We start from the raw sequence: 11,042 nt of genomic DNA, 5'->3' as shown, positions 1-11,042 counted from the left end.
TGCGCAGCCGAATGCAGGCATCGGCGGATCCATGAACGGCAAATTCCGTACGCGCCGCACAACATTTGCCGGTTGAGCTTTCTTCCGCGGCGCGGTATACTGGAGGATGCGTCGGAAAGTCTGACAGACAATCGCCGGCGGCCTTGAAGGCCGCGGGAGGAAAGTCCGGGCTCCACAGGGCAGGATGCTGGATAACGTCCAGTCGGCGCGAGCCGAAGGAAAGTGCCACAGAAATGGACCGCCGATGGCCGGCCTCAGGCCGGATCAGGCAAGGGTGGAACCGTGGTGTAAGAGACCACGAGCGGCGTTGGTGACAACGTCGCTGGTAAACCCCATCCGGAGCAAGACCGAGAGAACGCGGCGGCTCTCGAAGCCGCGACCCTGGCCCGGGGTGCGTTCGGGTTGGTCGCTTGAGCTGCGCAGCAATGCGCAGCCTAGATAGATGATTGTCGCTTCCATCGTGGGAGGGTCGTTCCCGTTACACCACCGGAAGTACAGAACCCGGCTTATGGCAGGCTTTCCGCAACGGTTTGCCGGCCGCGCGGCGGCCGGAACGATTCGAAACGAAGAGCCTTCGGAATCCTGGGCGGTTCCGAAGGCTCTTGTTCGTTCTGCCGACAAACGTGCCCACGGTCAAGACCGCTGTCATTCCGCCATCCCGAGGCCGAACCGGTGGCGGAGCGCCTCGATCCGCCGTTCGAAGCGGACGGGGAATCCGCCGAGCGTGTTCGCCGTCTGCTCCGCCGCTTCCAGGGCGCGCCGGACGTCAATCCGCCCGTAGCCGAAATACATGTCGTATCCCTTGTCGCCGAGGTCGACGGCCGTCTTCCGCATGATGTCCATGATCTCTTCGTTCGTCAGGTCCGGGTTGACGGACTTGATGAGGCCGGCTAGCGCGGCGGCGTGCGGGCTCGCCATCGAGGTGCCGGACAGCGCGGCGTACCGGCTGCCCGTGTAGGTGCTCGCGATTGCGTCACCCGGGGCCGCCGCGTCGATATAGTCCCCGTAATTCGAATAGGGAGCCCGGTTGTCGGCGGCGTCGGTCGCGGCCACCGCGAACACTTCGGGGTACGCCGCGGGATAGCCCGGCTGGTCGGTGTTGTCGTTGCCGCTGGCCGCGACGAGCACGACGCCATGGTCATACGCGTATTTGACCGCATCGTGCAGGAATTCGGAGGAGGCATAGTTGCCGAGGCTCATGTTGATGACATCGGCGCCCCGGTCGGTCGCCCAGATGATGCCTTCCGCGACCGAATAGGCCGAGCCGGAACCGGTGCTGTCGAGCACCTTCACGGGCATGATGCGGCCCCGCCAGGACAGGCCGGCGACGCCTTCCCCGTTGTTCACGGTGGCCGCGATGATGCCGGCGACGTGCGTGCCGTGGCCCACGTCGTCTTCCGGATCGCCCTCTCCGACGAGGTTGACGCCTTCCGCGATCCGGCCCCTGAGATCCGGGTGGTCGAGCTGAACGCCCGTGTCGAGCACCGCGATCACGACGTCGTCGCTTCCCCGCGACAGCGCCCATCCGCGCTCCGTCCCGATCGCGGGCAGGTTCCACTGGTAGGGGCCGTAGAACTGGTCGTTCGGCACGATCGCGCCGCCGTCCGCGTCTTCATCGGCCCGTGCCTTCAGGACGCCGTCCGCCGTCCGCGCCTTCGTCCCATCGCCATCCGCCGCGGTTATCCGGTCCGGCGCATCCATCCTGCCGCCCGCTCCGCGCGGGAACTTCCCGCGCAGTCCGTTCGCCAGATACAGATAGTGCGGCTCGACGTATACCGGATTCCAGCGCTCGCGGAAATAGGCGATCAGCTCTTCCGTTTCCATCGAGCGCGAGGTGAACACGTGGGCGTAGCCCACCCTCCGCACCGAAACGCCGTCGATGTCCTTCAAGATCGCCTCGATTTCGGCTTCCGTCGGCGCTTCACGGAAACGGACGACCGCTTCGTTGGCGTGATAGTGGCTCGCCGCGCCGTTGTCCTCGCCCGTGCGGACCGTGATGTCCTCCGTCGAGTTCGGCCTTGCCGATTCGATCTTGTACCGGCCTTCCGCAGGATATGGCACGATCCGCAGATATTTGAACTGGCGCTGTTCGACCTCATCGACGATGTCCTGCCGGATGATGCCGCTGACCGTGCCTGCGCCGTCGGCCGACGGCACGGCCAGCACGATGTAGCGGCTGCCGTTCCGCCGGACGGGATCGGACACGTACGTGCGGCCCACCTTCGCCGCCGCCTCGGCTTTCGCGAGATGCGCGTTCCAGTCCGCGATGCCCTTCGGCATTTCGCCGGCCTCCGTCGTCCCGCCGCCGCGGGCGCGCACCCTTACATAGGCCATGTGCGGGTGATGCGCCAGCAGCCGGCGCAGCTGTCCGCCGTCCGCGTCTGCCGGCAGCGCCCGGAATTCCTTCGAGCATTCCAGCGTGCAGAGCTGCGCGGTCATCTCGGCATCCCGCCGGACGGCCGCCATCTTGTACCGTCTCTCCTCCCCGGCGTCCGCCCCGGATGACGTCCGCTCCCCGCCGCTTTCGCTTTCCGGCCGGTCGCCCGCCAGCCAGGGCAGGAAGGCGAACAGCGCGGCCAGCACCGCCATCGGCACCAACCAGCGCAGCCATTTCGGTCTGCCGCCCATGTCCCGCTCCCTCCGTTCGTTCGTCTCGGATAACGTTTATAGATTGGAGGCCGGAGCGCGAAAATATACGGCCGGATCCCTGCCGCATCGATGACGCGGAGCGGCGATTTGTGTTAACATGTGGTTGTGTCAGCCAGAACGGGGCAAAGCGAAAGGAGTCCAGCACATGCCGTCCGACAACGTGAGACAATTGACCGAATCGACGCGGGCCAGACTGAAGGAAGCGATCGACCGGCTGGAGCCGTTTCTCAACGGGCATACGCTGCGCGATCTGGCCGGGGAAGACGCTCCGCCGGAAACCGTCGCCTTTTACCAGGGGCTGCTCTCCGATCTCCGGCACCTGCTCGTCTTCTCGGAAGTCGTCTACGAGAAGCTGGGAGTTGCGCTCAGGCGCGCCCAATTCGACGTCGATTTCGCGGAGCGGGCGCTGTACGAGGCGTACCACCAGTGCGTGAACGCCTATTTTTACCCGAAACATGAAGGGTACTCGGAAGACGGGCGGTATGCGTACACGGGACAGGACGCGATCCGGTTCCGCATCAAGCCGGTGCGTGCGGCGCGGGACATCGTGCTCGGCATCAACAAGATTTTCGAGGATCTGCGCGAAGAGCTCGCCTATTACGAGAGCGAATATCTGATCCGGCGGCGGATGCAGGGGCAAAAATAAGGCAGGCATACGGCGCTCCCGCGAAGGGCAACTTGATAGCGGGGGTGAGTCGCATGCCGGAAGGCGTCATCTGCAGCGTCAGCAACTGCGCGTTTTGGGCGAAGGGCAACCGCTGCTCGGCGGAGGAAATCATGGTCGACATCGACCGCCGCGCCCGGGCCGACTACGGTTCGGAATTCGCCGAAAGCTTCGACGAGCGGCGCCGGGAGACGGCGGCCGATTCGGCGTCCACGTGCTGCCACACGTTCCGTCCGAAGGAAGGCTGACGTCTTGGGGCGCAGAGCTGCAGGGCCTGCTCCGGGCGAGACGCGGCAGGATGCGGAGCGGAGGAAAGGTCCGCTCCGCGAAAGGCCGGGCGGCGCGGAACGGCATACCGCTTCCCGCCGCTCGGCCTTTCCCGGCCTGAATCCGGAGCTTGCCGCCTACGGCGGAGACGGCGGATCGCGGCCGGAGGAGCGTCCGCGCGCAAGCAGCCGCCCCGGCCACGCCGCAGGGATTCCGGGGCCGGGGCGCCTGGGCGGACGTCCCGCGGCTATGAAGGCCTCCGGCACGGGCCGGGCGGCCGGGATCATCGCATTCGCGGTCGCCGTCGTCTCGCTGTTCGTCTGGTCGCTGCCGCTCGGGCTGACCGCCTCCGCGCTCGGGCTTTATGTGATGCGCGAAGGCGCCCGCGGTCTCGGCGCCGGGGCCGTCATCCTCGGCCTCGCGGCGGCTGCGGCGCAGCTCGTCCTCATCCCGATCCGGGCCGCGTGGTGAGGCGCGGCTCGAGCCGGCGGTCCGCTTCGCGCGTTCCGCCGGCTTGCCGTGCGCCCGAACAGCCTCTGGCAACCCCGGGCAAAGTGGTGTACAATGGTAGGGTGAGACAAGCTCGCGCACGGAGGAGACGCCATGGGCATCGGCATCGATCCGCGGGTACTCGGCGCGCTGCTGCGCCTGGAGCTCACATCGCCGTTTTATTCCAATTCGACGGAATCATCGGGTTCCGGATCGCTGTTCGGGACGCTGCTGGACGAACTGCTGTCCGGAGGCGGCGCTGCGGCGCCGGCTGCCGGCGGTTACGGCACCGGTTCGCACGGGCATGCACTCCCGGCGTTGTACGGCGCTACATACCCGGCGTTTCGCGGCGGTTTGGCTGCCGTGCTCCAAGCCGGATGGACCGGTTCGCCTTCTTCGGGCCCTATCCTGCCGCTGCTCATGGAGCTGCAGCATGCATCCGCCGGGGCTTCGAGCGGAGATTCCGACCGTTATGACGACCTGATCCGGCAATCCGCCGAGCGATACGGCGTCGATCCCGCCCTCGTGAAGGCGGTCGTCCGGATCGAATCGGCTTTCAATCCCTACGCCGTCTCGCGCGCCGGCGCGAAGGGGCTCATGCAGCTCATGGACGCGACGGCGCGGGCGCTTGGCGTTGACAATCCGTTCGATCCCGCGCAGAACGTGGCGGGCGGCACGCGCTACCTTGCCTGGCTGATCGGCAAGTACAACGGCAGTCTGAAAGCGGCGCTCGCCGCCTACAACGCCGGACCGGGCCGCGTCGACCGGCTCGGCATCCTGACGGACGAGGCGTTCGACGAGAAGCGCTCGCTTCTGCCCGATGAGACGCAGCGCTACGTCGACAGGGTGCTCGAGGCGTTCGAACGCTATCGCGCGGCCGCCGGCGGCGCATCCTGAAATCCACACACGGCGGAAGCACCGACTCCGAGAGGGGTCTTTCCTTTTTTTGCACGTCTCCGCGGCGGGACGGCTTCCGCTTCTCAAGGAAGGGAACGGACCATGCTTTATTTCGATCACAGCGCATCGTCGCCGCCGAAGGAAGAGGTCATCCGCACGGTGTCCGAGGTGATGGCGCAGATCTACGCGAATCCGTCGTCGCTGCACCGGAGCGGCGCGGAGGCCCGCAAGCTGCTGGAGCGCGCCCGCGAACAGGCCGCGCGGCTGTTCGGCACCGAACCGTCCGAATGGCGCTTTACGTCCGGCGGCACGGAAAGCAACAATCTGGCGATCTTCGGCGCCGCGCGGCGCTACCGGAACCGGGGCAGGCATCTGATCGTCTCGGCCGTCGAGCATCCGTCCGTCGCCGAGCCGTTCCGCGCCCTGGAGCGGGAGGGATTCCGCGTCACGGTGCTGCCGGTCGGCCCGACGGGCCACGTGAATCCGGCGGACGTCGAGGCGGCGCTGACGGATGAGACGATCCTCGTCAGCGTCATGCACGTGAACAACGAGGTCGGCTCCGTGCAGCCGATCGAAGCGATCGGACGGTTGCTCCGGGACAGGCCGCGCACACTGTTCCATGTCGACGGCGTGCAGAGCGTCGGCAAGCTGCCCGTCCCGATCCGCGAGTGGGGCGTCGATCTGTTCACGATTTCGGCGCACAAATTCGGCGGGCCGCGCGGAGCCGGTTGGCTCTACGTCCGCGGCGGCGTCGAGCTCGAACCGATTCTGTACGGCGGCGGACAGGAAAGCGGCCTCCGGTCCGGAACCGAGAACGTGCCCGCCATCGTCGGAGCCGCGAAGGCGCTGCGCCTCGCGATCGAGTCGCAGCCCGTGCGGGCCGAGCGGATGGGCCGCCTGCGCCGGCGGCTTGTCGAAGGCGTCGTCCGCCTGCCGGGCGTCGTGCTGAGCGGCCCGGAGGAGGATGATCCGAACCGGCCGATGGCGCCGCACATCGTGCATTTCTGCTGTCCCGGGCTGAAGCCGGAGGTGATCGTCCATTCGCTTGAGGAGCTGGGCGTCCTCGTCTCGACGAAGTCCGCCTGCTCTTCGAAGGACGACAAGCCCAGCGCGGTGCTGACGGCCATGGGCCGCGACGCCGCCTGCGCGTCCAGCGGAATCCGCATCAGCCTCGGCGACGAGCACGACGAAGCGAGCATCGACGCGCTGCTCGAACGGCTGGAGACCGTGCTGCGCAGACTGATGCCGCTGAGAAGAAAGGAAGAACGCCATTGACCTTCGACCATATCCTGATCCGATTCGGGGAAATCACGGTGAAAGGGCGCAACCGCAGCCGCTTCGAGGCGGAAATGCTGAAGCAGGTCAAGCACGCGCTGCGCTCGTTCCCCGGACTGACCTATATCCGGACATTCGGGCGGCTGTACATTGCCCTGGGCAACGAACCGTATGAACCGGTGGCCGAGCGGCTGAAGGACGTGTTCGGCATTTCGTCGTTCAGCCCGGTGAAGCGGGTGGAGCCCGAACTTGGGGCGATCCGGGAGGGCGCGCTCGCCGTCATGCGCTCGTTCCCGCAGCGCGAGGCGACCTTCAAAGTAAAGGCCAGCCGGCGGTGGAAGGGATTTCCCCACGACACGATGTCGCTGAACCATCTGGTTGCCGCGCACGTGCTGCGCAACATGCCGCACATCAAGGTGGACGTTCACAATCCGGACATCGAGCTGAACGTCGAGGTTCAGGAACATCATGCATACGTGTATTGCGAGGTGATTCCGGGCGCCGGGGGATTTCCGTACGGATCCAACGGCAAGGCCGTCGCGCTGCTGTCCGGCGGCATTGACAGCCCGGTCGCCGTATGGTACGCGATGCGCAAGGGACTCGAGGTCGAGGCGATCCATTTCCACAGCTATCCGTTCACGAGCAAGGAAGCGCAGGACAAGGTCGTCACCCTTGCGAAGCGACTGTCCCACTACGCCGGTTCGCCGTTCAAGCTCCATCTCGTTCCGTTCACGGACATTCAGACGCGGCTCGCGCAGACCGGGCAGGAACACCTCATCATCACGTTGATGCGGCGTTCGATGCTCCGCATCGCGCAGAAGATCGCGGAGCGCGTCCGCGCGCTCGCGGTCGTCACCGGCGACAGCCTCGGCCAGGTGGCGAGCCAGACGCTCAGCAGCCTGAACGTGATCGGCCGCACGTGCGAGCTTCCGCTGCTCCGTCCGCTCATCTCGATGGACAAGCTCGAAATCATCGCGATGGCGAAGCGGATCGGCACCTACGAGACGTCGATTCTTCCGTACGAAGACTGCTGCACGCTGTTCGTGCCGAAATCGCCGGCCACGAATCCGAACCTGCGCGTCGTCGAGCGCATCGAGCGCGGCATTCCGGAGCTGGACGAGATGATCGCGAAGGCGGTGGAGGACACGGAGACGCTCGAGCTGACGCCGGACGAACCCGTGCCCGCGGGATCGTCCGCCGCGGACCGGGACGACTGGTTCTGATCCGGACCTACGCAAAGCGGGAGCCGCTTCGGCGCGCTCCCTGTTTTTTTTTTTTTTTTTTTTTTTCAATGGCCGGTCGATCCGCGACAAGGGGATGCCCGCGGGGAATCTCCGGCCCGTCGGTCCGTGCCGGACGCCATCTTCCCGGCATAACCCGTCCGCCGCGCTCATACAGTGGGTGGCGAGGGGGCGGGGGCCATGGACGGTCTCATGACGTTTGCGCAATTGATGCTGGTCAATCTGCTGCTCAGCGGCGACAACGCCGTCGTCATCGCGATGGCCTGCCGGAACCTGGAGCCCGGCGTTCGGGAGCGCGCGATGCTCTGGGGCACCGTCGCCGCGGTCGTGCTGCGCTGCCTGCTCACCGTGTCGGCCGCCGCGCTGCTTGCGATTCCGTTCCTGCGGGCGGCCGGAGCGCTGCTGCTGTACGGGGTCGCGGTGAAGCTCCTGCTGGACGCCGGGGCGGACGGCCGCTCGCGCGGCGTGCGCGGAGGCGCGACGGTCGCCGACGCGATCCGCACGATCATCGCGGCGGATTTCGTGATGAGCCTCGACAACGTGCTCGCGGTCGCCGCGATCGCGGACGGGGAGATCGTGCTCATGCTGATCGGCATCGCGCTCGGGATCCCGATCGTGATCTGGGGGAGCCGGTTCGTCGGGACGCTGCTGGACCGCATCCCGCTCCTCGTCCATGCCGGCGCCGCGCTGCTCGGCTATGAGGCCGGCCGGATGCTCGTCCACGATCCCGGAATGGACAGGCTGCTGTTCCGCCTGAACCCCGCGGCCGCCGAAGCGCTGCCCCTGCTGTCCGCGCCGCTCGTGATCACGATCTGGCTGCTGGTGAAGCGTATCCGATTTTGATAAGACAAAATGGCAGAAAATGAATGCTGCCGGGGGAAACGGGTTTGCATGACGGATTGGATCGTGATCGCGGCATTTTCCGTCATGGGCATGATCCCGGCATTCGCGGTTGAACCGCGCGTCGGGCCGAGGAGACGGATCCTGCGGCTGACGGTCCTGCGCCGCCGGCCGGAACGGCGGATCTGGTGGCCGGGCGCGTTTCTCCACGCGCTCGGCATGCTCGCCGCCTTGATGATTTTGGACGCGGCATTGATGCCGATCCTGCCGGAACCGAAGATTTCAACGCCGTCGGAATCGGCATCCTCATGCTGCTCGTGACGTTGTTTCCGCCGCGGAAGGAAGATCGGGAAGATCGGGGCGAACCGGGCGCGGGCCGGAACGCGGCCTGACGGGAAGACCGTTCCCGGACTTTTTTTTTGCCTTCACTTCCAGTACACTAGAGAAGATGACCTGGGTTGCTCCGGAGGGTGGGTCGCATGTCGAACAAACAGTCCATGATCGGTCTGACCATCCTGGCCGCCGGCCTCGTCATTCTGCTCGGCAAGCTGGGCGTATTCGCGTTTATCGGCAACATTTTCTGGCCGCTGCTCATCCTCGTGCCGGGCGTGCTGCTGCACTTGCTCTATTTCGGGCGAATGCTGACGAGCGCCGTCGCGCTCATTCCGGCCGGAGTGCTCACCGTGTACGGTCTCCTGTTCTTCGTCTGCAATCTCGGGGGATGGAAGCTGCTCGTCTGGCTGTGGCCGGTCTTCATCGCCGGCCCGGCGGTCGGGCTTTACGAATACAGCGTGTTCGGGCCGAACCGGGACCGGACGTTGCGGATGATCGCGGTCGGTCTGATCGCCTTGTCCGCGCTGCTGCTCCTGATCGGCCTGTTCCGGTCGGCCTTCATCTATCTGCTCGCCGCCGCGCTGATTCTGGCGGGCGCCTGGATGGCCTGGGGCCGGCGCGCCCGCTGGTGACGGAAAAGGGGGACGGAACAATGCAGGAATGGCTGGCGGAGCACAGGCTGGTGTCCTATCTGCTGATCGTCGGGTTCACGATTTTCATTTTCAACAGCGTATTCCGGCCGGTGAAACGGCTGTCGATCCCGAGGGAAATCGGCGTCTACGTGTCGATCCTGCTCGGCGGCCTGATCCTGCTGGTGCTGCAGGGACGGTTGCCGATCATTCAGTGCATGGGCGTGGCGGTCGCGATGATGCTGCTCCTGCGCCTCCGACAGCTGTATGACCGGTGGCGCGGGCGCCGCGGATCCGGTGCCGCGAACGAACGTCCGCAGGGCGAAGACCGGGAGGCGGCGGATGACATGCGAAGGGCGGGAGGCGGCGGATGAAATTTGATGACGCGCTGTTCAACTGGCTGCAGATGGAGATCGTGACCGCCGGCAGGCCCGACGACCGGGCCGCGATGGAGACGCGGGACTTCTTTCTTCAGATTCTGACCGAAGATCACGGCGTGACGGAGATCGGCATCGCGGAGAAGGATGACGATTTCATCACCGTCTCCTATGTCCGCGAGGGCCGTCCGGGCGTCTGGCGGGCCCCCCGTCAGGCGGCCGAGCAGCTGCTCATCGACATCAACGCCAACCCCAAATTCAACGAATGACAGGTGAGCGCATGAGCACGCAGAATCCTCTGCCGCCCCGCAGCGAGGCCCTCCGGGCGAAGAGCGGTCCGAGACGAAAGAGAAGGCGGGCATGGCTGTTCTGGCTGCTTCCGCCGCTGGCGATCGCGGGAGCTCTGGCCTGGTATCTCGGCAGCCTGTACGGCACGGCGAAGGAAGCGATCCGGAACATCAGCACGGAAAGCGACGTGATGGACGAAAGCAAGACCGTACGGACGGAACCGGCGGTATCGGTCAGGGAGAAGCCGATCGCGGTGCTGATCATGGGGCTCGACACGCGCCCGAAGATCGGCGGCCTGAACACGGACGTCCTGATGGCGGCCGCGCTGGATCCGGTGGAGAAGCGCGCGGTCGTCGTCACGATTCCGCGCGATACCCGGATCGATGTCGAAGGCTACAAGGTGTGGAAGGCGAACGCCTATTACGCGAATTTCTATACGGCCGCGCGCCGGGAGCTGGACGCGGCGGCGGCGGACCTGAAGGCCCGCGGCGAGATGAAGGAGCTTTTCGGGAAATTCCTCGGGATTCCGATCGACTATACGGCGAAGATCAACTTCCAGGGATTCTCCGATGTCGTGGATGCGCTCGGCGGCATCGAGGTGTACGTCGACCAGGACATGAAATACGTGGACAAGGCCGGCGACACCTACATCGATCTCCGGAAGGGGCAGCAGGTACTGAACGGCGACCAGGCGCTCGATTTCGTCCGCTACCGGCAGTCGAATCAGGGAACGCGCCAGTCGAGCGACTTCGAGCGCAACCGTCGGCAGAGCGAGGTGCTCGGCGCGCTGGTGGACCGCCTGCTGTCGCTCGGCAGCATCACGAAGCTGGACGACGTCATCCGGGCGGTCGGCAACAATCTGTCGGTTGACATGCCGGCGTCGGAAATCGAGCGGATGATCAAAGTCTATTTCAACATCCGCCGCTCCGACATCACGTTCATCCATCTCGAGGGCACCTGGCGCAGCCCCTACGTGTACCTGGACGAGGAGAAGCTAGCGGAAGCGAAGGCGGCGCTGAGGGAGATCATGGCGCCGCGCCTGGACTGACGACCCGCCCGTGGCGGGGCGATTGCCGCCTGTGGTATAATGGAC

The 11,042-nt window shown here is 65.8% G+C and carries 13 protein-coding genes and 1 other RNA gene; 13 read left to right on the top strand and 1 reads right to left on the bottom strand.

Annotation, left to right across the window (positions count from 1 at the left end):
• The first annotated feature begins 115 nt into the window (after window positions 1–115).
• Window positions 116–524: RNase P RNA component class A (gene rnpB, locus A9Z00_RS05400), an RNA gene on the top strand.
• Between the two features lie 121 nt (window positions 525–645).
• On the opposite strand, the gene A9Z00_RS05395 is transcribed toward rnpB, so the two are convergent.
• On the bottom strand, window positions 646–2,628 hold the full coding sequence (locus A9Z00_RS05395; RefSeq protein ID WP_296975143.1) for a S8 family peptidase: 1,983 nt from the start codon (window positions 2,626–2,628) through the stop codon (window positions 646–648).
• 166 nt (window positions 2,629–2,794) lie between these two features.
• Between A9Z00_RS05395 and A9Z00_RS05390 the strand changes: the two genes are divergently transcribed.
• The 12 genes from A9Z00_RS05390 (at window position 2,795) to A9Z00_RS05335 (ending at window position 10,997) form a co-directional block, all read left to right on the top strand.
• The gene (locus A9Z00_RS05390; RefSeq protein ID WP_296975142.1) at window positions 2,795–3,295 is read left to right on the top strand and encodes a YpuI family protein; all 501 of its coding nucleotides are present in this window, start codon (window positions 2,795–2,797) and stop codon (window positions 3,293–3,295) included.
• Between the two features lie 53 nt (window positions 3,296–3,348).
• Window positions 3,349–3,561, top strand: a complete 213-nt coding sequence (locus A9Z00_RS05385) for a DUF1540 domain-containing protein (protein ID WP_296975141.1) — start codon at window positions 3,349–3,351, stop codon at window positions 3,559–3,561.
• A 4-nt stretch (window positions 3,562–3,565) separates the two neighbouring features.
• A complete protein-coding gene (locus A9Z00_RS05380) occupies window positions 3,566–4,051 on the top strand; it encodes a hypothetical protein (protein ID WP_296975140.1) in 486 nt (161 codons plus the stop codon).
• Window positions 4,052–4,183: 132 nt separating this feature from the next.
• Window positions 4,184–4,966, top strand: coding sequence for a lytic transglycosylase domain-containing protein (locus A9Z00_RS05375; protein WP_296975139.1), 783 nt, complete (start codon window positions 4,184–4,186; stop codon window positions 4,964–4,966).
• A 102-nt stretch (window positions 4,967–5,068) separates the two neighbouring features.
• Window positions 5,069–6,241: a cysteine desulfurase family protein gene (locus tag A9Z00_RS05370; protein ID WP_296975138.1), complete on the top strand. Its 1,173-nt coding sequence runs from the start codon at window positions 5,069–5,071 to the stop codon at window positions 6,239–6,241.
• Complete coding sequence (gene thiI / locus A9Z00_RS05365; protein WP_296975137.1) at window positions 6,238–7,464, top strand: tRNA uracil 4-sulfurtransferase ThiI; 1,227 nt, start codon at window positions 6,238–6,240, stop codon at window positions 7,462–7,464. Before A9Z00_RS05370 ends, thiI begins: the two co-directional genes overlap by 4 nt.
• Window positions 7,465–7,662: 198 nt before the next feature.
• Window positions 7,663–8,325: a TerC family protein gene (locus tag A9Z00_RS05360; RefSeq protein WP_296975136.1), complete on the top strand. Its 663-nt coding sequence runs from the start codon at window positions 7,663–7,665 to the stop codon at window positions 8,323–8,325.
• Between the two features lie 48 nt (window positions 8,326–8,373).
• The gene (locus A9Z00_RS05355) at window positions 8,374–8,643 is read left to right on the top strand and encodes a hypothetical protein (RefSeq protein WP_296975135.1); all 270 of its coding nucleotides are present in this window, start codon (window positions 8,374–8,376) and stop codon (window positions 8,641–8,643) included.
• A gap of 158 nt (window positions 8,644–8,801) precedes the next feature.
• Window positions 8,802–9,287 (top strand): hypothetical protein, encoded by a 486-nt coding sequence (locus tag A9Z00_RS05350; RefSeq protein WP_296975134.1) that lies wholly within the window; start codon window positions 8,802–8,804, stop codon window positions 9,285–9,287.
• 20 nt (window positions 9,288–9,307) lie between these two features.
• Entirely contained in the window at window positions 9,308–9,658 is a 351-nt protein-coding gene (locus A9Z00_RS05345) for a YlaH-like family protein (RefSeq protein WP_296975133.1), read from the top strand.
• Entirely contained in the window at window positions 9,655–9,930 is a 276-nt protein-coding gene (locus A9Z00_RS05340; RefSeq protein WP_296975132.1) for a hypothetical protein, read from the top strand. Before A9Z00_RS05345 ends, A9Z00_RS05340 begins: the two co-directional genes overlap by 4 nt.
• Window positions 9,931–9,941: 11 nt before the next feature.
• Entirely contained in the window at window positions 9,942–10,997 is a 1,056-nt protein-coding gene (locus A9Z00_RS05335; protein WP_296975131.1) for an LCP family protein, read from the top strand.
• Window positions 10,998–11,042: the final 45 nt, after the last annotated feature.

It is taken from the genome of Thermobacillus sp. ZCTH02-B1 (genome assembly GCF_002159085.1).
Lineage (GTDB): Bacteria > Bacillota > Bacilli > Paenibacillales > Paenibacillaceae > Thermobacillus.
The sequence above is the reverse complement of the archived record's forward strand: the minus strand, read 5'-3'. Positions and strand labels throughout refer to the sequence as shown.